The following is a 23,217-nucleotide window of genomic DNA, read 5'->3' as shown; positions in this document are numbered from 1 at the left end:
AAACGGTGAACAGATCGCTCTGAGACTGCGCCAGATGCCGGCCTACAAAGAGACACCGATGATCCTGCTCACCTCCTCAGGCAACCGTGGCGATGCAAAACATTTTGAGGAGGTCGGCTTCGACGCCTATTTGATCAAACCTGTACCCCATCAGATCCTGCATGAAGCAATCGAGGGTGTCGTCTCCAACACCCTGCAGCATAAGGAACAGGAGATCATCACCCAGTACCATGTCATAGAGGGGCACACTCAGCCTTCCAATAAAACAGAGCACATTGATGCAAAAATCCTTCTGGTTGAAGATCTGCTACCCAACCAAAAGGTGGCCAGCTCTGTGCTGTCAAAGATGGGATGCACGGTAGAGATTGCTGATAACGGCCGCATCGCCCTGGAGCGACTGGCGGAGGATTCTTTCGATATCGTCCTGATGGACTGTCAGATGCCTGAGATGGATGGGCTTGAGGCCACCCGGGCAATCCGCCAGAGAGAGAGAGATACCGGTACCCACACACCGATCATCGCCATGACCGCAAACAACATGGCATCAGACCGCAAGCAGTGCCTGGAAGCAGGCATGGATGACTTCATCTCAAAACCCTTTGAACGAGAACAGTTGGCGAAATTGCTGGGTAAATGGCTCAACCCGAAAAGCCCCTCGGCAGCTGAAGCAGAGATGCACTACGAGGCAACAGAATTCGCGGTTCCGACGAGCATGCTCGAAAGCCTCGAAGTGATCGATCAAAACGGCCTGGAACAGATGCAACAGCTTTTAGGGGATGAATTCGGTGAACTGCTTGATGCTTTCTTCATCAGTCTGGATGAACTGATCAGCCTGCTGCCACAGGCCCTGGCAGATAGTGACCAGCAGGAGATAAGGAGGATCGCCCACAGCATCAAATCAGCGGGCAACAATGTCAGTGCACGACGGCTTGCCAAGCTAGGCAGCCTGATGGAGGCCTGCGCTCTAGAGGGCGCCTTCCAGCAATTTGAAGGGTATCAGGATCAGCTGCAACAGGAGATTCAGCTGGTAAGCGACGCCCTGGCGGAATATCGTTGATTTTCCCTCCCTTCAATCAAAGCCGCAAAGCCAGGAAGGAGCCTGGAGTCAGAGGCACTTGCCAGCGATGAGGGTAAAGATCGGATCGACAAGATAAGTCAGTAGTCTCAGGCCATTCGAGCTCGTGATACTCGCTCCATGCTTTTATTATGGATTGTTACCGCTCGCCAGCGAGGGATCACTGACTTCGGTGGCAACTCTGTTAACGCGTTCGCGCAACTCCTTGCCGGGTTTGAAATGGGGGACATATTTGCCAGACAGGGCGACGGTCATACCCGTTTTTGGATTACGGCCCATCCTGGGTGGACGGTAGTGAAGAGAGAAACTACCAAACCCACGAATCTCTATCCGCTCCCCGGAGGAGAGAGCCTGGCTCATCTGCTCGATCATGCACTTGATGGCAAGCTCGATATCACGATACGCCAAGTGACTCTGATCTTTGGCAATAATTTCGATCAACTCGGATTTAGTCATTATTTTCAGCTACCCGAAGTCAATAAGGGGCCGGTTACCCGGCCCCTATTATTCCCTGAAGAGGCAGAATTAATCGCCCTGATTTTCCATCTGCTCCTTCAGAAGGTCGCCCAGCGTCGGAACGGCGGTGGCCGCATCACGAGCATAACCCTTGATGGCTTCAGCCTCTTCGGCCGCATCCTTCGCCTTGATGGAGAGAGAGATAGTACGATTCTTGCGATCCACACCGATAAACTTGGCTTCGATCTCCTGGCCCTCTTTCAGCAGGGTACGGGCATCCTCCACCCGATCACGCGAAAGCTCAGAGGCGCGCAGATAACCCTCCACGCCGTCAGCCAATCAATCACTGCACCCTTGGCATCAACCGCACCGACCACACCATGGACGATGCTACCCTTGCTGTTGGTGGCAACATAGGTGGAGAAGGGATCCTTCGCCAGCTGCTTGATGCCGAGGGAGATACGCTCACGCTCCGGATCGACAGAGAGGACAACCGTCTCAACCTCGTCACCCTTCTTGAAGTTGCGGATCGCATCCTCGCCGGCATCATCCCAGGAGATGTCGGAGAGATGGACCAGGCCATCGATACCGCCATCCAGACCGATGAAGATACCGAAATCGGTGATCGACTTGATCTTGCCGGAGACGTGATCGTTCTTGTTGTGGGTCACGGCAAACTCATCCCAGGGATTCGATTTGCACTGTTTGATACCGAGAGAGACACGGCGGCGCTCCTCGTCGATATCCAGCACCATGACCTCCACCTCGTCACCCAAGGTGACCACTTTGGAAGGATGGATGTTCTTGTTGGTCCAATCCATTTCGGAGACATGCACCAGACCCTCAACACCCTCTTCGATCTCCACGAAGCAGCCGTAGTCGGCGATGTTGGTGACCTTACCAAACAGACGGGTGCTCTCAGGATAGCGACGCGCCAGTGCGACCCACGGATCATCACCCATCTGCTTCAGACCGAGGGAAACGCGATTGCGCTCGCGATCGAACTTCAACACCTTGACAGTAATCTCGTCACCGATCTGAACCACGTCGGAGGGGTGCTTGACCCGCTTCCAGGCCATGTCAGTGATGTGCAGCAGACCATCGATACCGCCCAGGTCGACGAAGGCACCGTAGTCGGTAAGGTTTTTGACCACACCTTTGAGCTCCTGGCCCTCCTGCAGGTTCTCCAGCAGCTTTTCACGCTCTGCGCTGTACTCCTGTTCAACCACAGCACGGCGCGAGACGACCACGTTGTTGCGACGGCGATCCAGCTTGATTACCTTGAACTCGAGATCCTTGCCTTCTAGATAGGCGGTATCACGAACCGGACGCACATCCACCAGCGAGCCCGGCAGGAACGCGCGGATATCGCCAAGCTCAACGGTGAAGCCACCCTTGACCTTGCCATTGATGCGGCCGTTGACAGTATCTTCTGCCTCGAACGCCTTCTCCAGAAACTTCCAGGCCTGGTCGCGCTTGGCTTTTTCACGGGAGAGACGAGTCGCTCCAAAGCCATCCTCTACGGCATCCAGCGCAACTTCCACCTGATCACCCACCTCAACCTCGATCTCGCCATTGGCGTTGAGGAATTGGACACGGGGGATGACACCTTCCGATTTGAGGCCAGCATTGACGATTACGGCTTCGGAGTTGATGTCCAGAACGGTACCGATAATGATAGCGCCGGGACGGAGTTGGGTGTTGGAGAGACTCTCTTCAAACAGTTCTGCAAAACTTTCGGTCATGGGTTGGATTTCCTGCAACACGAGGGCTGCAACGGCGACCCTGTAAGAATCGCCAGGTTCAGAAGTTAAACACAAGCCGGCATCACCGGCATTTATCGAATTTAGCGGCAAATCGCCGCCATTTTCCGACTCAGCCCACGCAATCAAAGGCCGGGTAAGCGACTCCTTACCCGCGCCATTACGCTCGCGTAGACTGCATCGACATCCATCTCGGTGGAGTCCAACTCCAGCGCGTCAGACGCCGCCTTAAGCGGCGCAATGGCGCGGTTACAATCGCGCTCATCGCGCTCCCTGATCTCCACCGTGAGGCCGGGAAGATTAGCACTCAACCCCTTTTCTTTCAACTGTTTATAGCGCCTCAGAGCACGCTCCTCCGGGCTCGCTGTAAGAAAGATTTTCACCTCAGCATTGGGAAAAACCACCGTCCCCATGTCCCTCCCATCGGCCACCAGACCGGGGGCGCGGGCAAACTCACGCTGCCATTCGAGTAGCGCCTCGCGCACCTCGGGAATCGCAGCAACTTTCGAGGCAGCGTTGCCGACCGCCTCGGTACGAATCAGAGCGGAGATCTCTTTGCCATCGAGCAGCACCTTATCCTGCCTGAAGTTAAGTGGCATCGCCCTAGCCAGCGCAGCCAACGCATCGACCTCCTCCGATCCAATCCCCTGCTGCTCCGCGTAGAGGCCGAGCGCCCGATAGATCGCGCCACTATCGAGAAAGTGCCAGCCGAGACTCTGCGCCACCCGCTGTGCGATGGTTCCCTTGCCGGATCCGGAGGGGCCATCGACAGTGATAACCGGGATCATGCCGCCTCCTCACTACGAATCGACAACCCCGCCCCGCTCGCCAGTTCGACAAAACCTGGGAAGGAGGTGTTGACGTTGTCGCAGTCGTCGATCTCGATCTCGCCCGAAGCGCGCAGGGCGGCCATCGCAAACGACATCGCGATGCGGTGATCGCCGTGGCTGTCGACCCGCCCCCCTCCAAGCGAGCCTCCTTGAATGACAATCCCATCCGGGGTCGCTTGAGCATCGATCCCCAAAGTCACCAGGCCATCGGCCATCACCTGGATGCGGTCGCTCTCCTTGACCCGTAACTCCTCGGCACCGGTCAATACCGTCTCCCCCTCGGCACATGCGGCAGCGATGAACAGCGCCGGAAACTCATCGATCGCCAGCGGCACCTGCTCTTCTGGAATGTGAATCCCCTTCAAACGACTGGCGCGCACGCGGATATCGGCCACCGGCTCACCGCCCACGGTACGTGGATTGAGCACCTCGATATCGGCCCCCATCAGCCGCAGAATGTTGATCACCCCATCGCGGGTAGGGTTAATGCCGACATGCTCCAGGGTCACATCTGAACCCTCGGCAATGCAGGCCCCGACCATGAAGAAGGTTGCTGAGGAGATATCCGCCGGCACATCGATGCTGCAGGCGCGTAGAGAACCGCCTCCCGAGAGACATGTGCGCGGGCCATCACGGCGGATCGCATAGCCAAACCCCTCCAGCATGCGCTCGGTGTGATCCCGGGTCGGTGCAGGCTCAGTGGTGCAGGTTTCCCCTTGCGCATAGAGCCCGGCCAGCAGCACCGACGATTTCACTTGGGCGCTGGCCATCGGCAGCTTATAGTCGATACCCGTTAGCTGCCTGCCACCGTGAATACTCAGCGGTGCGGTGCCGCCCTCATCGGTATCGATCTGCGCCCCCATCTGCCCCAGCGGATCGGTTACCCGCTGCATCGGCCGACCCGACAGGGAACTGTCGCCGACCAGAGTGACATCGAACCCCTGCCCTGCCATCAGCCCGGAGAGCAGCCGCATCGAGGTGCCCGAGTTGCCTAGATCAAGCGGTGCGCTCGGCTGCTTGAGGCCCTGCATGCCGACCCCGTGGATCACTACCCGACCCGCCTTGGGGCCTTCAATCTCGACACCCATGGCACGGAAGGCATTGAGGGTAGCAAGGCTGTCCTCACCCTCGAGAAAGCCCGTCACCTCGGTCACGCCCTCGGCCAGAGAACCGAGCATGATCGAGCGATGGGAGATCGATTTGTCCCCCGGCACGCGCAGCCGACCATTCAGCCTGCCGCCCGGACTGGCCTTAAAGATGACATTAGATTGTTTACTCAACAGACTGATCTCACAGAAAATTCATATTCCACAACCCAGCATTAAAACAGACCCTTTTCGGTCCATCTTTAGACGGACAGGTCGGGCTTTAGCCCGACCTACAGCAAGCCTATGTGCTGGCCAGTGCACTATTGTGTGGGTTACATTACTCGGCCCGATCGATATAGCGATCCCTGGCCGCTTTGGCCCGGGCGAAGATCTGCTCCAGCGCCTCGCTGTCCCCCGCCTTAAGCACCGCCGCCATCTCATGCAACTCATCGGCAAAGCGTTTCAGCATCCCACCCAGGGCATCCTGATTGGCGATACAGATGTCGCGCCACATCACCGGATTGCTGGAGGCGATGCGGGTGAAGTCACGAAATCCCCCCGCCGCGTAGCGGAAGATCTCATCGTTCTCCTTCATCCGCGCCAGTGAGTCGACCAGGCTAAAGGCAAGCATATGGGGCAGATGACTGGTCGCGGCCAGCACCTCATCGTGGTGTTCCACCGCCATCTTTGTGACCACCGCGCCGCACTTTTGCCAGGCCCATTCGACCCGTTCCAGCGCACCTTGATCGGTGGTCTCCAGAGGGGTCAGGATCACCCGACGGTTGCGGTAGAGCTCCGCGAAAGAGGCCTCCACCCCGCTGCGCTCGGTGCCGGCAATCGGATGGCCCGGCACGAAGAACGGCGGCACCTCGCCGAACACCTCGACGGCATCCCGCACCACGCTGCCCTTAACGCTGCCCGCGTCGGTGACCACTGCATCCTCTGCCAGATGGCCTTTCATCGCGCGCAATGTGTCCGCCATCGCCCCCAGTGGCACGGCGAGCAAGACCAGATCGGCACCGCGCACCGCCACCGCCACATCGTGGCTGTAGTGGTCGATCACCCCCAGTGCGACGGCCTTCTCCAGATTCTCCCGGTTACGGCCACAGCCGACGATCTCCTGCACCACCCCTTCATCCCGCAGGGCGCGGGCCATGGAGCCGCCGATCAGACCGACGCCAATGATTGCCAGCTTGCGAATCACCGCTTCAGCACCTCTTCAAGAGCATCGAGAAAACGACTGTTTTCCTCTGCCAGTCCGACACTTACGCGCAGATGCTCAGGCAAACCATAGTTGGCGACTGGGCGGGTGATGCAGCCCTCGCGCAGCAGCGCCTGGTCGATTTCCGCTGCCGGCCGATCGAGCCTGAGGGTGACAAAGTTACCTACCGAGGGGATATATTTCAGCCCCAGTCGCTGGAAACCTGCGGTCAGCTGCGTCATACCCTGCCGGTTGCTCTCCACCGAGCGCCGGATGAAGGCCTGATCACCCAAGGCCGCCAGCGCCCCGGCCTGGGCCATCGCATTCACATTGAACGGTTGGCGCACCCGATTGAGCAGACCGGCCAGATCCGGGTGAGAGAGCGCATAACCGACCCGCAGCGAAGCGAGTCCGTAGGCCTTGGAGAAGGTGCGGGTGACGATTAGGTTGGGAAACTCGTCGAGCCACAGGGAGGCATCGGGGTAGTCGGGCTGATCCACATACTCGATATAGGCCTCGTCCACCACCACAATCACCTGCTCAGGCAGATCGGCGATGAAGGACTTCAGCTCACCACGCTTCAGCCAGGTGCCGGTGGGATTGTTGGGGTTGGCGATCCAAACCACCCGGGTTCGCTCGCTAAGCCGCTCGCGCATCGCGCGCAGATCGTGCCCGTAATCCTTCGCCGGAGCGATCACCAGTTCGGCCCCCACCGCCTGACTGCTGATCGGGTAGACCGCAAAGGCGTATTGGGAGAAGAGCGACTCGCACCCAGGTCCAAGAAATACCCGCGCAATCATGTCGAGCACGTCATTGGAGCCGTTGCCCAGGGTGATGCAGGCGGGATCGCAATCGTGCTTCGCCACCAGCGCCTGACTCAGCTCGAAACCGCTACCATCCGGATAGCGGGCAATCTCGCTCATCAGCGCGCCGATTGCCTCGGCCACCCTGGGACTGGCACCGAGCGAATTTTCGTTGGAGGCGAGCTTGATCGAGCCGCTGATCCCCAGCTCCCGCTCCAGCTCCGAGATCGGCTTGCCCGGCAGGTAGGGCTTGAGCTGGGCAATGCCCGCACTGCACAGTTGAATAAAACGATTATCTGACATGGAAGCCTGGTTTTGCTACGGATGGTCCCGGATTAGGCGCAGAAAGCGCCTGGATCAAAGCACCGCCTTCGGGTAGGAGCCGAGCACACGAAACAGCGACGCCTGCTGCTCCAGTTGCCGCAGCGCCTCGGCCACTGCCGGATCACTGCGATGGCCGTTGATATCAACAAAGAAGACATAGTCCCAGATGCCGCGCCGGGAGGGACGCGACTCGATACGGGTCATGCTGATGCTGTGCTCGGCAAAGGGCGACAGCAGCCCATGCAGCCCGCCGGCCCGGTTCTGGGTCGAGAGCAGCAGACTGGTCTTGTCGTCGCCGCTGGCGCCGGCATCTTTTTTACCAATCACCAGAAAACGGGTGGTATTACCCGCTTCATCCTCAATGTTGCTCACTAGTTGCGGTAGTCCATAGATCTCCGCCGCGGTCTCACCGGCGATCGCAGCAACCCCCGCATGCTGGGAGGCCATGCGCGCCGCCTCTGCGTTGCTGCCCACCGCAACCCGCTCCGCCTGGGGCAGATGGCGATCGAGCCAGCCACGACACTGGGCCAGCGACTGCTGGTGGGAGTAGACAGTCCTGATCTGCTGTAGCCCAGACTCAGACGAGAGCAGGTGGTGGTTGATGCGCAGGGTTACCTCGCCACAGATCAAAAGCGGTGAGCTGACAAAGCTGTCGAGGGTGTGGCTGATCACGCCCTCGGTGGAGTTCTCCACCGGCACCACGCCATAGTGGCAGGCCCCGGACTCCACCTCGCTGAAGACATCGCCGATCGAGCCCATCGGCAGACACTGCACCGAGTGGCCAAAATGCTTCAGCGCCGCCGCCTGGGTAAAGGTGCCCTCAGGGCCGAGAAAGGCAACCTGAAGGGGCTGTTCCAGCGCCAGGCAGGCGGACATGATCTCACGAAACAGCCGCGCCACCTCCTCTGGGTCGAGCGGTCCGCTATTGCGTTCCTTGATCCGGCGCAACACCTGGGCCTCCCGCTCCGGACGGTAGAACTGCGCCTGGGGATCGGCCGCCAGCTTGATCCTGGCGACCTCCTGGGCCGCCTCTGCACGGGCATTAAACAGGCGCTGGATCTCCTCATCGATCGCATCGATGCGATCACGGATCGCCGCCAGTTTCTGATCGTCACTCACTGCTTCATCCATTACCCAGCAGCGCCAGCTCAGTCTTTATCTGGGCAACCGAGACAACGCACCGACAACACACCCTCGATGGCGGCCAGCTCATCGACCACGCTCTGTGGCGGCTCACGGTCGATATCCAGCAGGGTGACGGCGATATTATCCCGAGACTTGTTGAGCATATCGACGATGTTCAGACCAGCGTTACCCAGATCGGTAGAGATCTGCCCCACCATGTTCGGCACATTGCTGTTGACCACCGCCAAGCGAAAACCGCCGTTGCGTGGCAGGTTGATCTCGGGGAAGTTGACCGAGTTGGTGATGTTGCCGTCCTCGAGATACTCCCGCACCTGATCCGCCACCATGATCGCGCAGTTATCCTCCGCCTCTTTGGTGGAGGCACCGAGATGCGGCAGGGTAATCACCCGCGGGTGATCCTTCAGCAGGTTGCTGGGGAAGTCACAGATATAGGCGTAGAGCTGGCCTTCATCGAGGGCAGCCACCGCCGCCTCGTCATCGATGATGCCGTTGCGCGCGAAATTGAGCAGCACCGAGCCCTTCTTCATCAGCTTCAGGCGATCGGCGTTGATCATGTTGGCGGTGGCATCGTTAAGCGGCACATGGAAGGTGACAAAGTCCGCCTTGGAGAGCAGATCGTCGACACTCAGCGCCTGCTCCACATCGGCCTCCAGCTTCCAGGCGCTCTGTACCGTGATGGTGGGATCGTAGCCGATAACATTCATGCCCAAGGCGCGGCAGACGTTGGCCACCTTGACGCCGATGGCGCCCAGGCCGATCACGCCCATGGTGCGCCCAGGCAGCTCGAATCCGACGAAGTTCTTCTTGCCCGACTCCACATTTTTGGAGATCACCGCGTCGTCCCCTTCGAGCCCGGTGGCGAACTTCCACGACTGGCTGATGTTGCGCGCCGCCAGCAGCATACCGGCGACCACCAGCTCTTTTACCGCGTTGGCGTTGGCGCCCGGGGCATTGAACACCGAGATGCCCCGAGCGGTCATCTTGTCGACCGGGATGTTGTTGACGCCGGCACCGGCGCGGCCGATCGCCTGCACCGTCTTCGGGATCTCCATATCGTGCATCTTATAGGAGCGCAGCAGGATCGCATCGGGGTGCGCGACCTCTGAGGCCACTTCGTAATTGTCGCGCGGCAGGCGATCCAGGCCAGCCACCGAGATATTGTTCAGGGTCAGGATCTTGTACATTTTACTTCAACCTTGGTGCGATCAACGCGGAGGTCGCTGAGACACAGGGAACGCAAAGATCATTTATTTCAGAACGTTAGAAATAAATATTAAATGTATCTCTGCGACCTTTGCGTCTCCGCGATCTCGGCGTTTTTATCCGTTTACTCGTTCGAACTCAGCCATGTAGTCGATCAGGGCCTGCACGCCCTCTTCCGACATGGCATTGTAGATGCTGGCGCGCATACCACCCACCGAGCGGTGGCCCTTGAGGGTTTTGAGGCCTGCGGCGCTGGCACCCTCCAGGAACTTGGTGTCCAGTTCAGCGTCGGCCAGGGTGAAAGGCACATTCATCCAGGAGCGGCAGCTCGGATCCACCGGATTGGCGTAGAAGTCAGAACCGTCGATGGCAGCGTAGAGCGCCTGCGCCTTGCGCTGGTTGATCTCCGCCATGGCGCTCAGCCCGCCCTTCTCTTTAAGCCACTTAAACACCAAGCCTGCCAGATACCAGCCATAGGTGGGGGGGGTATTATACATCGAGCCTGATTTGGCATGGGTGGCGTAATTGAACATGGTCGGCGTGCCATCGCTAGCGTTGCCGATCAGGTCATCGCGCACGATGACGATGGTCAGACCGGCAGGGCCGATATTCTTCTGCGCGCCGGCGTAGATGATGCCGTACTTCGAGACGTCGATGGGGCGCGACAGGATGGTGGAAGAGAAGTCTGCCACCAGCGGCACATCTCCGGTCTCCAGCACATAGGGGAACTCGACGCCATGGATGGTCTCGTTGGGGGTGTAGTGGACATAGGCGGCATCGCCGCTGAGTTTCAGCTCGTTCTGCCCAGGCGCGATGGTGAACTTGCTGTCGCTGGTGTCCGCAGCGAGATTGACCTCAGCATAGCGTTTCGCCTCAGCCACTGCCTTCTTCGACCAGGAACCGGTGATCAGATAATCAACCTTTTTGTTATCACGGGTCAGATTCATCGGCACCATGCCAAACTGGCTGGAGGCACCGCCCTGCAGGAACAACACCTTGTAGTTATCAGGCACCGCCAGCAGCTCGCGCAGATCCGCCTCGGCCTGCACCGCGATCGACATGAACTCCTTACCGCGATGGCTCATCTCCATCACCGACATGCCCGCACCGTGCCAATCGAGCAGCTCTTCACCTGCCCGTTTTAGAACTGCCTCAGGCAGCGCCGCCGGACCGGCGCTAAAATTGAAGACTCGTGACATCTTTTCCTCTCAACATCTTGTTTAATTTAAGACTTTAATAAGCCTCTATAGGCGAGGCCATACTGAAGCAATGACCGGTCTCCAGCCACCGGAGGAGATCAATCTGCCGACTCATCGGAAGCGCCATCCGACACCTCTTCCCCGGCATCCTGCTCCTCTTCCAGATTTTCAATTCGCTCAATGCCGATCAGCCGCTCCGCCTTGCCGAGGCGGATCATGGTGACGCCCTGGGTGTTGCGCCCCATCTGCGAGACATCCCTCACCGGCGTTCGCACCAGGGTACCGCCATTGGTGATCATCATGATCTCGTCATCTTCCTGGACCTGCACAGCCCCCACCACCGGGCCATTGCGCTCGGAGGTCTGCACCGAGATCACGCCCATGCCACCGCGGCCATGTACCGGGTACTGAGCCACCGGGGTACGCTTGCCGAAGCCGTTTTCAGTCACCGTCAGGATATCACCCTGATCACCGACGATCAGCGAGACCAACTGCTGCTCCGGGGCGAACTTGATACCACGCACACCGCAAGCGGTACGCCCCATCGGCCGCACATGGGACTCATGGAAACGCACCGCCTTGCCGGAGCTGGCAAACAGCATCACATGCTGATCACCATCGGTGATCTCGACCCCGATCAGCCGATCGTCAGGTCTTAGATCGACCGCGATGATTCCACTGGCGCGGGGCCGCGAAAAGGCCTCCAGCGGAGTCTTTTTGACGATGCCGGAACGGGTCGCCATGAACACGTAGCGGTCTTCGGGGAACTCACGCACCGGCAGGATCGCGTTGATCCGCTCCTCTTCGCCCAGCGGCAGCAGGTTGACCATCGGCTTGCCGCGTGCGCCGCGACCGGCCTGGGGCAGCTCATAGACCTTCAGCCAGTAGACCTTACCGTGACTAGAAAAGCAGAGAATGGTGTCGTGGGTGCTGGCGACAAACAGCTTGTCGACAAAATCCTCGTCCTTGGTGGCAGTCGCCGACTTGCCCTTGCCACCGCGCCGCTGCGCCTGATAGACGCTGATCGGTTGAGCCTTGGCATAGCCCTTATGCGAAAGCGTCACCACCACATCCTCTTCGGTGATCAGATCCTCCAGAGTGAGGTCGAGTCGGTCCTGGATAATCTGGGTACGGCGCGGGTCGTTGTACTGCTCGCGAATCGCCAGCAGCTCGTCGCGAATCACCTCCATCAGCCGGAAAGAACTGGAGAGAATATCGAGCAGATTCGCAATCTTTTCGAGTAACTCCTCGTACTCCTTGATGATTTTGTCCTGCTCAAGACCGGTCAAGCGGTGCAGACGCAGATCCAGAATCGCCTGCGCCTGGATCTCCGTGAGACGGTAACCCTGTTCAGAGAGCCCAAACTCCAGCGCCAGACCCTCCGGACGGGTGCTGTCGGCACCGGCGCGCTGGAGCATCGCCTCCACCGTGCCCGACTGCCAGTGCCGTGCCAGTAGCGCGAGCTTCGCCTCAGCCGGACTGGAGGCCGCCTTGATCAGCGCAATCACCTCGTCAATATTCGCCAAAGCAACCGCCAGCCCCTCCAAAACATGGGCCCGATCCCGCGCCTTGCGCAACTCGAACAGGGTACGGCGAGTCACCACCTCGCGGCGGTGGCGGATGAAATACTCCAGCATCTGCTTCAGATTGAGCAGCCGCGGTTGGCCGTCCACCAGGGCCACCATATTGATACCGAAGACGCTCTGCATCGCCGTCTGCTGGAACAGGTTGTTAAGCACCACCTCCGCCACTTCGCCGCGGCGCAGCTCGATGACCATGCGCATGCCATCTTTGTCGGACTCATCGCGCAGTTCGGTGATACCCTCGATCTTCTTCTCTTTGACCAGCTCGGCGATCTTTTCCAGCAGACGCGCCTTGTTCACCTGATAGGGCAGCTCGTGAACGATGATGCGCTGTCTGTTACTACTGTCGAGACTTTCGATCTCGGTGCGGGCGCGCATATAGATGCGGCCGCGGCCGGTCCGATAGGCCTCTTTGATACCGTGGGCGCCGTTGATAATAGCGGCGGTGGGAAAGTCGGGCCCCGGCAGATACTGCATCAGCTCACTCATGCTGATCGCCTCATTGTCCACCAACGCAATACAGGCATCGATCACCTCGCCCAGGTTGTGCGGCGGGATGTTGGTCGCCATGCCCACCGCAATACCGGTGGAGCCGTTGATCAGCAGATTGGGGATGCGCGCCGGCAGTACCGCCGGCTCATGTTCGCTGTTGTCGTAGTTGGGGACGAAATCGACGGTCTCTTTGTCGAGATCATCGAGCATGCTGTGGGCGATCTTCGCCATGCGCACTTCGGTGTAACGCATGGCGGCAGGCGCATCGCCATCCACCGAGCCAAAGTTGCCCTGACCATCCACCAGCATGTAGCGCATGGAGAAAGGCTGGGCCATTCGCACGATAGTGTCGTAGACCGCAGTATCGCCATGGGGGTGATATTTACCGATCACGTCGCCGACCACGCGGGCCGACTTTTTATAGGGCTTGTTCCAATCGTTGCCGAGCACGCTCATCGCATAGAGCACACGACGATGGACTGGCTTGAGTCCGTCACGAACATCCGGCAGCGCCCGCCCTACGATTACGCTCATCGCGTAGTCGAGGTAGGACTGACGCATCTCGTCTTCGAGATTGACCGGCAGGACTTCTTTGGCGAATTCGCTCATAGGCGCTGGTTTCTGTTCCGCTCACGCCTCAGAGGATTCAGGAGGCGTTAAAATTGCCGGATTGTAACATAGCCCCGCCCCCCTTTGTTGTACAAAAAGCGCCTGAAAACAGTTTCCTGGCGCTCTGAGCTCAAGATTCCATCAGCTGCCGCATCTTTTCTACATTTGGCGAGAGCACAACACCCTTCTCGGTGACGATGGCATCGACCAACTCCGCCGGCGTCACGTCAAACACCGGATTCCATACCTCCGCACCCTCGGCGGCAATACGCTGCGCACCGCAGCAGAGCAGCTCATCGCCGCCACGCACCTCGATTGGGATCTCCTGGCCAGAGGCGACCTGCATGTCGATGGTAGAAGTGGGAGCCACCACCATCACCTTCACGCCGTGGTACTTGGCTACCACTGCCAGACTAAAGGTGCCGATTTTGTTGGCCACATCGCCGTTGGCGGCGATCCGGTCAGAGCCGACGATAATCCAGCCGACGCCCCCCTGGGCCATCCGGTTGGCCGCGGCACCATCCGCCAGCAGGGTCACCGGGATCGCGTCCGCCAGCAGTTCCCAGGCGGTCAACCTTGCCCCCTGCAGCCAGGGACGGGTCTCGTCAGCATAGACCTTATTGATACGCCCCGCGGCGTGAGCGTTGCGGATCACCCCCAGCGCAGTGCCGTAGCCGCCAGTAGCCAGCGCCCCGGCGTTGCAGTGGGTGATGACACCAGTGGGGCCGTCGATCAGCGCCGCCCCCAGCTCCCCCATGCACCGGTTCGCCGCCACATCCTCGGCGTGGATCTGCTCGGCCTCCTGCAGCAGCTGCGGCTCAGGGTTGGCCTCATCGTCCAGGCTGTCGATCAGCCCCCGCATGCGATCCAGCGCCCAGAACAGGTTCACCGCAGTGGGACGAGAATCCCGCAGCCGACCCAGGTCGAGCTGGATCGCACTCTTCCAGCCGGAGCCGGCTGCCGCGTAGGCGGTACGGGCTGCCAGCACCACCCCGTAGGCGGCGGTGATGCCGATCGCCGGCGCGCCCCGCACCACCATCTCGCGGATCGCATCAGCAGTGGCCTCGGCACTCCTCAGTTCCAGATACTCGGCGCTGGCCGGCAGTTTGCGTTGATCGAGCAGCCAGAGCTGCTTGGCGTGCCAGGCAATGGCGTTGTCAGGCGAGGGGTTCAGGGCAATGTGGTCGGCTTCCATCTGATCGAATCTCGTGGCAAATTTGGCGGTCATTTAGAACAAAGCGATAAAAAAAGGCAAGCGCTATGCAGCAACAGATCGACACCCTGATCCAGGCCGAGTGGATCATCCCGGTGGTTCCCGAAGGCGAAGTGTTGGAAAACCACGCGCTTGCCATCGATGGCGGGCGGATCATCGGGCTCCTGCCGGTGGATCAGGCCGCATCCCGATATCAGGCAGAGAACCGTCTGGAGCTACCGGGGCAGGCACTGATCCCCGGTCTGGTCAACGCTCACACCCATCTCGCTATGTCGCTGCTGCGCGGACTGGCCGATGACCTGCCACTGATGAGCTGGCTCAACCAGCACATCTGGCCGGCGGAGCAGCGCTGGGTGAGCGAGGAATTTGTCCACGACGGCAGCCAGTTGGCAATGGCGGAGATGCTGTGCGGCGGTACTACCTGCTTCAACGACATGTACTTCTTCCCGGATGTCACCGCCCGCGCCGCTCACGCCGCCGGCATGCGCGCGATGGTCGGCCTGATCACCATCGATTTTCCGTCGGTCTGGGCCGCAGACTGGGAGGAGTATCTGCACAAGGGGCTGGAGGTACACGACCAGTTCCGCAGCAACGGCCTGATCAAAACCGCTTTCGCCCCCCATGCCCCCTACTCTGTCTCCGATGCGCCACTGGAGCGCATCCAAGTATTGTCCGACGAGTTGGATATCCCGGTGCACATTCATCTGCACGAGACCAACGACGAGATCGTGCAAGGATTGCAGCAGCATAACGACCGGCCGATGGCACGGCTGCAGCGACTGGGTCTGCTCTCCCCTACCCTGCAGGCGGTGCACATGACCCACCTGGAAGAGGGGGAGATCAGCCGCTTCGCCGAGAGTGGCGGCCATGTGATCCACTGCCCGGAGTCGAATCTGAAGCTCGCCAGCGGCTTCTGCCCGGTGGCGAAGCTGCTGGAGGCCGGCGTCAACCTGGCGCTGGGCACCGATGGCGCTGCCAGCAACAACGACCTCGACATGTTCAGCGAGATGCGCAGCGCCGCCCTGCTGGCCAAAGGGGTAGCCGGAGATGCCGCCACCTTACCCGCCGCCCAGGCACTCTCGATGGCCACCATCAACGGCGCCCGGGCACTGGGGCTGGAGCAGGAAATCGGCTCCCTAGAGGTCGGCAAATCGGCCGACCTGGCAGCCGTGGATCTGAATCGCCTCAACACCCAGCCGGTCTACCATCCAATCTCACAAATCGTCTACGCTGCCGGGCGTGAGCAGGTCAGCCAGGTCTGGGTCGCCGGGCGCCAGCTGGTGCGCAACGGTTGCCTCACCACCCTCGACAGTGGTGAGCTGATCAGCCGGGCCGCCAGCTGGCGGGAGAGGATTGCCGAGGGCTGAGGAGCCTCTGAACAAGTCATGAACTCGTATCTTGCGCCCAGAATGCCCAACTTTTTCCTCGCCTACATGAACGTAAGCTTTACGTGCGATTTGCGTCTTGAATCTGAATATTCTGAATCACAATCGACTGCGTCCAGACTTATTCAGAGGCTCCATGACGCGCTATAATCGTTCGTTCCATCCGCTACCCCGGTCGCAGCAACAATGAGCCAGGAATCCATCAACGTCGATCACGCCGAAATCAGCAAGTTCGAGGCGCTCGCCTCTCGCTGGTGGGACCCCCACAGCGAGTTCAAACCGCTGCATGAGATCAATCCACTGCGCCTCGGCTATATCGACCAGATCGCCCATTTGGCCGGCAAGGAGGTGCTGGATGTGGGCTGCGGCGGCGGCATTCTCGCCGAGAGCATGGCGGAGCGCGGCGCCCAAGTAACCGGCATAGATATGGGTGAGGCGCCACTGCAGGTCGCACGACTGCATCTGTTCGAATCAGGACTGGAGGTCAACTACGAACGCATCCCGGTGGAACGGCTGGCCGAGGAGCGCCCGGCGGCTTTCGATGTGGTGACCTGCATGGAGATGCTGGAGCATGTGCCCGATCCCGCCTCGGTGATCAACGCCTGCGCGCGGCTGGTCAAACCCGGCGGCCACGTCTTCTTCTCCACCCTCAATCGCAATCCGAAATCCTATCTGTTTGCCATCGTCGGCGCGGAATATCTGCTGCGGCTGCTGCCCAAGGGCACCCACGACTTCGCCAAGTTCATCAAGCCGGCGGAGCTGGACCGCTGGATCCGCGCCGCCGGACTGGAGACCTGCGACATCACCGGCCTGAGCTACAACCCGCTGAACCAGCGCTACTCACTGGGCAGTGATGTGGATGTCAACTACATGGTCCACACGGTCCGGGCTGACGCATGACAATCCGCTGTGTCCTGTTCGACCTGGACGGGACCTTCGCCGACACTGCCCCCGATCTGCACCAGGCCCTCAATCGGGTACGCGCCGGCGAGGGCCTACCGCCAATGCCGTTCGCGCAGGTGCGCCCGGCGGTCTCCCACGGCAGCCAGGCGATGATCAGGGTCGGCTTTGGGCTGGAACCTGGCAATGCCCGCTACGAAGCGCTGCGGCGGGCCTTTCTCGACGACTACCTGGCCAATATCGCAGTGCACACCCGCCTGTTCGACGGCATAGAGCCCTTGCTGGATGCACTGCAGGAACGCCACATCCCCTGGGGCATAGTCACCAATAAACCGGCCTGGCTGACCGAACCGCTGATGCGCCAGCTCGCCAGGGGGGAACAAGCCGCCTGCATTATCAGCGGCGATACTGCGGCATACCCTAAACCCCACCCAGCGCCGATCTACCACGCCTGCCAACAGGTAGGCGTGGAGCCGTTTGAGTCGCTCTATGTGGGCGATGCCGAGCGCGACATCGAAGCGGGCCGCAACGCCGGCACCCTCACCCTCGCCGCACTGTTCGGCTATCTCACCGAGGATGACCGGCCAGAGAGCTGGCACGCCGACGGCCTAATCCGCCATCCGCAGGAGATCCTGGATTGGATCGAATAGTCGCAGAGCACCTGCGGCGGCTCGTCCCACCCGGTTCTGCCAACTACTACGCGATTCGCTTTTCACCACGTAACGGACGCGAGCAGATCGGACTGCTGTTCGCCTGGCGTGAGGAGCTGTTGCGCATCGCACGGGAGTGCAGTGATGCTGGAGTGGCGCAGGCGCGCCTCGAGTGGTGGCGAAGCGAGACCGCTAACGCCTGCCGGGGCCATGCCCGACACCCCCTGGCACAGGCCCTGATTCCGCTTGTATCTGATGAGAAGCTTCCACTCGCACTGTTCGATCAGATGGCGACAGCGATGAAGCGGCAACTAGCGGGCACCCCGCCTTCAGACTGGGCTGAGCTGCAACAGCATGCCCGGCAGCTGGATGGCAGCTTCTGCGAACTGCTGGCGAGAAGCCTGCAGATTCCTGAAGATAAGATCGAGGCCGCCCGCCAGATCGGAGCCTACTCCTGGCTGGTGGGGACCATACACAACCTGGGCTGGGAGTTGCGCCAAGGCAGATACCTGCTAGCTCACGAGCCCCTGCAACAATACAAGTTGACACCTGATAAGTTGCTGCTGCAGACATATGCCCAAGAAACAGCTGCCTTTATTGACGAGGCGCTGGAAACAGCCGAGCAGTGGCGCCAGAGCACCACACAACATCTCGAAAGACACCCGCTGCCGGCGCTACGGCCGAGCCTTAATCTCTATGCTTTGGCCCATCGACACCAACGGCTGTTAGCACAGGAGAGGGCCAAGATCCTGCAGCGGCGCCCGGAACTCTCCCCGCTTGAGATACTTTGGCATACCGTGATCGCTGGGTGGTTGAGATTCTGAGTGGCTTTGTGTGGAAGCTTGCTCCGTAATATTGAGGGGCTCATCAAGAGAAAATGGTCTGGCCGTGCGGTCAGGCCATTTCTTGATCAACAAACACTGTAGTCGGAACTCCATGAAAGTCATCTCTGTTGACAGAAAATCATTCGATCACCCTGACGACTCCAATCCATGCGGCATCCCAAACTGCAGCAATCAGATCAGCCCCATTATTAACGACTAAGGAGCCTCTGCTTAAGTCTGAACGAAAGCGAGCGACGATTTCCCGCCTCCCCAATGGATTGGGTATACTCGCCCTTTTTTCAGATCAGGCAGGCAGAAAACCATGCAACTCTCCACATTGACCGCAGTCTCTCCGGTGGACGGGCGTTACGGCAGCAAGACCGATGAGCTGCGCCCTATCTTCAGCGAATATGGCCTTATCCGTCACCGGGTGCTGGTGGAGGTGCGCTGGCTACAGGCACTGGCGGCGGCCGATGAGGTCAGCGAGGTGCCACCGCTCAGCGAGCATGCCAACAAGATCCTCAACAATATCGTGCTGAATTTCAGTGAAGAGGATGCCCAACGGGTCAAAAATATCGAGCGCACCACCAACCACGATGTGAAGGCGGTGGAGTACTTCCTAAAGGAGAAGATCGCCGGCAACGACGAGCTGGAGGCGATCAGCGAGTTTATCCACTTCGCCTGCACCTCGGAGGACATCAACAACCTCTCCCACGCGCTGATGCTGCGCGAGGGACGCGGCCAGGTGCTGCTGCCGCAGATCGACGAGGTGATCGAGGCGGTCCGCGCCCTGGCCCACGAACTGGCCGATACCCCGATGCTCTGCCGCACCCACGGCCAGCCCGCCTCCCCCTCCACCATGGGCAAGGAGATGGCCAACGTGGTCTACCGGCTGCATCGTCAGCGCGAGCAGATCGCCGGCCTGCAGATGCTGGGCAAGATCAACGGCGCGGTGGGCAACTACAACGCCCACTTCTCTGCCTATCCGGAGATCGATTGGCCCGGCTTTGCGCAGCGCTTTATCGAATCACTGGGCCTCGACTGGAACCCCTACACCATCCAGATCGAACCCCACGACTACATGGCCGAGCTGTTCGATGCGGTGGCGCGCTTCAATACCATCCTGATCGACTTCTGCCGCGACATCTGGAGCTACATCTCGCTGGGCTACTTCAAGCAGAAGACCATCGCCGGCGAGGTGGGCTCCTCCACCATGCCGCACAAGGTCAACCCGATCGACTTCGAGAATGGTGAGGGCAATCTGGGCATCGCTAACGCCCTATTCGGCCATCTCACCGCCAAACTACCGATCTCCCGCTGGCAGCGGGATCTGACCGACTCCACGGTGCTTCGCAACCTCGGCGTCGGCTTTGCCCACACCAGCATTGCACTGCAATCGATCCTGCGCGGTATCAGCAAGCTGGAGGCGAACCGCGAGGCAATGCTGGCCGACCTGGAGGGCAACTGGGAGGTGCTGGCGGAGCCGATCCAGACCGTAATGCGCCGCTACGGGGTGGAAAAACCCTACGAGAAACTGAAGGAGCTGACCCGCGGGCAGCGCATCACCCCAGCGCAGCTGGCCAGCTTCATCGATGGCCTGGAGATCCCCGATGCGGCCAAGGCATCGTTGAAACAGTTGACCCCACAAGGCTATATCGGAAATGCGACCGAGCAGGCAAAACGTATTTGACTGCCATCATAGAGAACCAGGACCTTGATCAAGGATTGCTTGGACTTTGTGAACCAAAGCACGGTTTCACTTGGAGAATTTAGTTCATAATATCTCTGCAGACGGTAGCCGATTGGCTTGTCCTCCCGCTCGTGTCCGCAATACGAGTCGCTCGGTCCGTCTGCATTCAAACCCGGCCTACCGCCCCCCAGCCTGGTATGCCGGGTTTTCTTTTTTCTGCAGTCGGGCCTGGATCACATCCCAGGGCAAAATCAGAACTCACTTCCTGCTGATCGATCCCTAACCTGGGTCTATAATCCCATCCTTCTCAGGCAGGATTTGTCCCATGCAGCAGCTCAACTTCCCCAACGAGATCACCCCGAAAAGCTTCCTGAAAAGCTATTGGCAACAGAAGCCGTTGCTGCTGCGCCAGGCCCTACCCAAGTTTAAGTGTGGCCTGGATGCGGATGAGCTAGCCGGTCTCGCCTGCGAGGCGGATGTGGAATCCCGCCTGGTGCTGGAACGGGGTAAGACCCCTTGGGAGGCACGCTTCGGCCCCTTCACTGAGGCGACCTTTGCCGAGCTACCGGAGAGCCACTGGACCCTGCTGGTACAGGATGTGGACAAGCATCTGCCACCAGTTGCGAGTCTGCTCGACTACTTCCACTTCATCCCCGACTGGCGTCTCGACGATGTGATGGTCAGCTATGCTGCGGATCAGGGCTCGGTCGGCCCCCACATCGATGACTACGATGTGTTCCTCTATCAGGCCAAGGGACGGCGGCGCTGGAAGATCCACTACCAGCCAGTTTCGGAGGAGGATTTTATCCCCGGTCTCGACCTACGCATCCTGCCCGATTTTGAGGCGGAGGAAGAGTGGCTGCTGGAGCCCGGTGATCTGCTCTATCTGCCGCCCAATGTTGCCCACTGGGGGGTAGCCGAGGGCGACGACTGCATCAGCTGCTCGGTGGGATTCCGCGCCCCCGCCTACCGCGAGATGGCCAACGCCTGGTGCGAGGCACTGGGCGAGCAGCTCGCCGCTGAAGGGCGCTATAGGGATCTTCCCATGACGCCACAACAGGCCAGCGGTGAGATCCTGCCAACTGTTGTGGAGGAGGTCAGCGCCAGTTTGCAGCGGATGCTGCAGACAGATGACGAGTTCAAACGACGCTGGTTCGGCCGTTTCATCAGCGAGAGCAAACCAAACCTGCAGCTGGAACCCCGCCAGACACCGCTCTCCCCCGCCGCCTTCCACGAACGCTTTCGACAGGCGTCGATGATCCATCGCAACGCATACTCGCGCATGCTGTTCAGTCGCGGCAGCCAAGGCCAGGACAGCCTGTTCGTGAATGGCGAAGAGTATCAACTCCCCTCTGAATCAGGGGACTTTCTCGCCATCCTCACCCATCATCGCTTGCTCCACTTCGGCTATCTGGAGAACTGGCTGGAACAGCCCGACTGCCTGCAGCTTGTGTGTGACCTCTACAATGACAACCACCTCATCTTCGACGATGAGTAGCACCCAGTTTCAACTGCGGCAGGCCGATTGGCCAGCGAGTGCGGAGGCACTCAAACAGCTCCGCGAGACGGTCTTCATCAAGGAGCAACAGGTGCCGCCCGAACTAGAGTGGGACGGTCTCGACGAGACGGCACTGCATCTGCTGGCAGAAACCCCGGACGGTCAGCCCATCGGCTGTGCGCGGCTACTTCCCAACGGGCAGATCGGTCGCATGTCGGTGTTGCGGTCCTGGCGCAATCAGGGAGTCGGCAGCGCAATGCTCAGAGAGCTGCTTCAACTCGCCGAACAACAGGGTTTTCCAGCCTGCTTTCTGCACGCCCAAACCCACGCAGTCGCTTTTTATCGACGATTCGGCTTCCACCCAGAGGGAGAGATTTTCATGGATGCGGGCATTCCCCATTTGAGCATGCGGCTTGATAAGGAAGATTAATAAGGAAGAAGAATGATCATACTGGCACCGGAAACCACACCGACAGCTGACGCCTATCAGCTCGGCGCAGAGAGCGGCCTGATCTCACTCACCTCGGTAGATGAATTCGCCCAGTTTGCCTTGAACATGGCGACACAGGCGCATCGCACCATCGATATCTTCAGTCACGACCTGGATCATCCGCTCTACGACCAGAGCGACTTTGTTGTGGCGATCAAAGAGCTTTCGTTGCGTAGCCGCTTCTCGCAGATCCGCATCCTGCTGCAGAACAATCGCACGATCCGCCGCAAAGGCCATCGACTGGTTCATCTGGCTCAACGCCTCACCTCCAGCATCGAGATCCGCCGGCCAGGGGAACCGCTCCTCAAGGCACTGGAAAACTTTCTGCTAGCGGACGAATATGGCTACATCCACCGCAAGATGGCCAGCTACTACGAGGGCCGCTGTGATTTCAATGACCGCCTGCGGGTCGCGCAGCTGGCTGAGCGCTTCAACGAGGCGTGGGAGAGCGGTGAACCGGACCGGGAGCTGTTGCGACTCTATCTTTAAGATCCAATCGCTATACTGCCTGTGACTGAACAAGTTGAAGGCAGACAATCCTGATGACCCGGCGATGGATACTACTATTCCTGGCGCTTTTCTCCCCGTTGAGCGGACGGGCCGAGCCCGCGATTGAGTTTGTGCCGCTGATGCACCAACCGGCACAGACACTGATCCCGATGCTTGCACCCCTGCTCGGACAGGACGCACTGATCAGCCCGGCAGGCACTGGTCTGCTGCTCAAGGCAGAGACTGCACGGCGGGCGGAGCTTATCAGACTGATCGGAGAGCTTGACCGGCCTGCAAGACGACTCC

The 23,217-nt window shown here is 59.8% G+C and carries 19 protein-coding genes and 2 pseudogenes; 10 read left to right on the top strand and 11 right to left on the bottom strand.

Features of this window, described 5'->3' with window-relative positions; translation table 11 throughout:
- The coding region (locus tag RIFP1SYM_RS10185; protein ID WP_039960263.1) for a response regulator at positions 1-1,057 on the top strand (1,057 nt) is incomplete at its 5' end.
- 147 nt (positions 1,058-1,204) lie between these two features.
- On the opposite strand, the gene RIFP1SYM_RS10180 is transcribed toward RIFP1SYM_RS10185, so the two are convergent.
- The 11 genes and pseudogenes from RIFP1SYM_RS10180 to mtnA form a co-directional block, all read right to left on the bottom strand.
- Entirely contained in the window at positions 1,205-1,531 is a 327-nt protein-coding gene (locus RIFP1SYM_RS10180) for an integration host factor subunit beta (protein ID WP_005963820.1), read from the bottom strand.
- A gap of 69 nt (positions 1,532-1,600) precedes the next feature.
- A pseudogene (gene rpsA, locus RIFP1SYM_RS10175) lies at positions 1,601-3,276 on the bottom strand (30S ribosomal protein S1).
- 143 nt (positions 3,277-3,419) lie between these two features.
- Entirely contained in the window at positions 3,420-4,082 is a 663-nt protein-coding gene (gene cmk, locus RIFP1SYM_RS10170; RefSeq protein WP_005963811.1) for a (d)CMP kinase, read from the bottom strand.
- Positions 4,079-5,404 carry a 3-phosphoshikimate 1-carboxyvinyltransferase gene (gene aroA / locus RIFP1SYM_RS10165; RefSeq protein ID WP_005963808.1) on the bottom strand — a complete coding sequence of 442 codons (1,326 nt, stop codon included), beginning with the start codon at positions 5,402-5,404 and terminating at the stop codon, positions 4,079-4,081. Before aroA ends, cmk begins: the two co-directional genes overlap by 4 nt.
- Before the next feature lie 145 nt (positions 5,405-5,549).
- Positions 5,550-6,416, bottom strand: coding sequence for a prephenate dehydrogenase (locus RIFP1SYM_RS10160; RefSeq protein ID WP_005963805.1), 867 nt, complete (start codon positions 6,414-6,416; stop codon positions 5,550-5,552).
- Positions 6,413-7,519: a histidinol-phosphate transaminase gene (hisC, locus tag RIFP1SYM_RS10155; RefSeq protein ID WP_005963803.1), complete on the bottom strand. Its 1,107-nt coding sequence runs from the start codon at positions 7,517-7,519 to the stop codon at positions 6,413-6,415. The genes RIFP1SYM_RS10160 and hisC overlap by 4 nt, the downstream gene beginning before the upstream one ends.
- A 54-nt stretch (positions 7,520-7,573) precedes the next feature.
- Positions 7,574-8,671 carry a prephenate dehydratase gene (pheA, locus tag RIFP1SYM_RS10150; RefSeq protein ID WP_005963800.1) on the bottom strand — a complete coding sequence of 366 codons (1,098 nt, stop codon included), beginning with the start codon at positions 8,669-8,671 and terminating at the stop codon, positions 7,574-7,576.
- Positions 8,672-8,688: 17 nt separating this feature from the next.
- Positions 8,689-9,870, bottom strand: coding sequence for a phosphoglycerate dehydrogenase (locus tag RIFP1SYM_RS10145; protein ID WP_005963797.1), 1,182 nt, complete (start codon positions 9,868-9,870; stop codon positions 8,689-8,691).
- Positions 9,871-10,005: 135 nt separating this feature from the next.
- Positions 10,006-11,088 carry a 3-phosphoserine/phosphohydroxythreonine transaminase gene (gene serC / locus RIFP1SYM_RS10140; protein WP_005963794.1) on the bottom strand — a complete coding sequence of 361 codons (1,083 nt, stop codon included), beginning with the start codon at positions 11,086-11,088 and terminating at the stop codon, positions 10,006-10,008.
- 98 nt (positions 11,089-11,186) lie between these two features.
- Positions 11,187-13,772 carry a DNA gyrase subunit A gene (gyrA, locus tag RIFP1SYM_RS10135; protein ID WP_005963792.1) on the bottom strand — a complete coding sequence of 862 codons (2,586 nt, stop codon included), beginning with the start codon at positions 13,770-13,772 and terminating at the stop codon, positions 11,187-11,189.
- Positions 13,773-13,902: 130 nt separating this feature from the next.
- A complete protein-coding gene (gene mtnA / locus RIFP1SYM_RS10130; protein WP_039960264.1) occupies positions 13,903-14,967 on the bottom strand; it encodes an S-methyl-5-thioribose-1-phosphate isomerase in 1,065 nt (354 codons plus the stop codon).
- Positions 14,968-15,032: 65 nt separating this feature from the next.
- On the opposite strand from mtnA, the gene RIFP1SYM_RS10125 reads away from it, so the two are divergent.
- The 9 genes and pseudogenes from RIFP1SYM_RS10125 to RIFP1SYM_RS10085 form a co-directional block, all read left to right on the top strand.
- Positions 15,033-16,352 (top strand): TRZ/ATZ family hydrolase, encoded by a 1,320-nt coding sequence (locus RIFP1SYM_RS10125; RefSeq protein ID WP_005963785.1) that lies wholly within the window; start codon positions 15,033-15,035, stop codon positions 16,350-16,352.
- A gap of 204 nt (positions 16,353-16,556) precedes the next feature.
- Positions 16,557-17,270: a bifunctional 2-polyprenyl-6-hydroxyphenol methylase/3-demethylubiquinol 3-O-methyltransferase UbiG gene (gene ubiG / locus RIFP1SYM_RS10120; RefSeq protein WP_005963783.1), complete on the top strand. Its 714-nt coding sequence runs from the start codon at positions 16,557-16,559 to the stop codon at positions 17,268-17,270.
- Positions 17,267-17,920: an HAD family hydrolase gene (locus RIFP1SYM_RS10115; RefSeq protein ID WP_005963780.1), complete on the top strand. Its 654-nt coding sequence runs from the start codon at positions 17,267-17,269 to the stop codon at positions 17,918-17,920. Before ubiG ends, RIFP1SYM_RS10115 begins: the two co-directional genes overlap by 4 nt.
- Positions 17,908-18,744 (top strand): squalene/phytoene synthase family protein, encoded by an 837-nt coding sequence (locus tag RIFP1SYM_RS10110; protein WP_005963777.1) that lies wholly within the window; start codon positions 17,908-17,910, stop codon positions 18,742-18,744. Before RIFP1SYM_RS10115 ends, RIFP1SYM_RS10110 begins: the two co-directional genes overlap by 13 nt.
- A 322-nt stretch (positions 18,745-19,066) precedes the next feature.
- A complete protein-coding gene (purB, locus tag RIFP1SYM_RS10105; protein ID WP_005963775.1) occupies positions 19,067-20,434 on the top strand; it encodes an adenylosuccinate lyase in 1,368 nt (455 codons plus the stop codon).
- A 325-nt stretch (positions 20,435-20,759) separates the two neighbouring features.
- Positions 20,760-21,932: a cupin domain-containing protein gene (locus RIFP1SYM_RS10100; protein WP_005963773.1), complete on the top strand. Its 1,173-nt coding sequence runs from the start codon at positions 20,760-20,762 to the stop codon at positions 21,930-21,932.
- A complete protein-coding gene (locus tag RIFP1SYM_RS10095; protein WP_006474104.1) occupies positions 21,925-22,362 on the top strand; it encodes a GNAT family N-acetyltransferase in 438 nt (145 codons plus the stop codon). The genes RIFP1SYM_RS10100 and RIFP1SYM_RS10095 overlap by 8 nt, the downstream gene beginning before the upstream one ends.
- 12 nt (positions 22,363-22,374) lie before the next feature.
- Complete coding sequence (locus tag RIFP1SYM_RS10090; protein WP_005963769.1) at positions 22,375-22,911, top strand: DUF7931 domain-containing protein; 537 nt, start codon at positions 22,375-22,377, stop codon at positions 22,909-22,911.
- 53 nt (positions 22,912-22,964) lie between these two features.
- Positions 22,965-23,217: pseudogene (locus RIFP1SYM_RS10085) on the top strand (hypothetical protein); the annotation flags it as partial.

It is taken from the genome of endosymbiont of Riftia pachyptila (vent Ph05) (assembly GCF_000224455.1).
Lineage (GTDB): Bacteria > Pseudomonadota > Gammaproteobacteria > Chromatiales > Chromatiaceae > Endoriftia > Endoriftia persephonae.
This window is presented reverse-complemented; position numbering and strand designations above follow the sequence as displayed.

Bases quoted from the DNA above. Each gene is read 5' to 3' on its own strand.
- RIFP1SYM_RS10180 (WP_005963820.1), bottom strand. From the start codon at position 1,531: ATGACTAAATCCGAGTTGATCGAAATTATTGCCAAAGATCAGAGTCAC.
- cmk (WP_005963811.1), bottom strand. From the start codon at position 4,082: ATGATCCCGGTTATCACTGTCGATGGCCCCTCCGGATCCGGCAAGGGA.
- hisC (WP_005963803.1), bottom strand. From the start codon at position 7,519: ATGTCAGATAATCGTTTTATTCAACTGTGCAGTGCGGGCATTGCCCAG.
- pheA (WP_005963800.1), bottom strand. From the start codon at position 8,671: ATGGATGAAGCAGTGAGTGACGATCAGAAACTGGCGGCGATCCGTGAT.
- RIFP1SYM_RS10145 (WP_005963797.1), bottom strand. From the start codon at position 9,870: ATGTACAAGATCCTGACCCTGAACAATATCTCGGTGGCTGGCCTGGAT.
- serC (WP_005963794.1), bottom strand. From the start codon at position 11,088: ATGTCACGAGTCTTCAATTTTAGCGCCGGTCCGGCGGCGCTGCCTGAG.
- gyrA (WP_005963792.1), bottom strand. From the start codon at position 13,772: ATGAGCGAATTCGCCAAAGAAGTCCTGCCGGTCAATCTCGAAGACGAG.
- mtnA (WP_039960264.1), bottom strand. From the start codon at position 14,967: ATGGAAGCCGACCACATTGCCCTGAACCCCTCGCCTGACAACGCCATT.
- RIFP1SYM_RS10125 (WP_005963785.1), top strand. From the start codon at position 15,033: ATGCAGCAACAGATCGACACCCTGATCCAGGCCGAGTGGATCATCCCG.
- ubiG (WP_005963783.1), top strand. From the start codon at position 16,557: ATGAGCCAGGAATCCATCAACGTCGATCACGCCGAAATCAGCAAGTTC.
- RIFP1SYM_RS10115 (WP_005963780.1), top strand. From the start codon at position 17,267: ATGACAATCCGCTGTGTCCTGTTCGACCTGGACGGGACCTTCGCCGAC.
- purB (WP_005963775.1), top strand. From the start codon at position 19,067: ATGCAACTCTCCACATTGACCGCAGTCTCTCCGGTGGACGGGCGTTAC.
- RIFP1SYM_RS10100 (WP_005963773.1), top strand. From the start codon at position 20,760: ATGCAGCAGCTCAACTTCCCCAACGAGATCACCCCGAAAAGCTTCCTG.
- RIFP1SYM_RS10095 (WP_006474104.1), top strand. From the start codon at position 21,925: ATGAGTAGCACCCAGTTTCAACTGCGGCAGGCCGATTGGCCAGCGAGT.
- RIFP1SYM_RS10090 (WP_005963769.1), top strand. From the start codon at position 22,375: ATGATCATACTGGCACCGGAAACCACACCGACAGCTGACGCCTATCAG.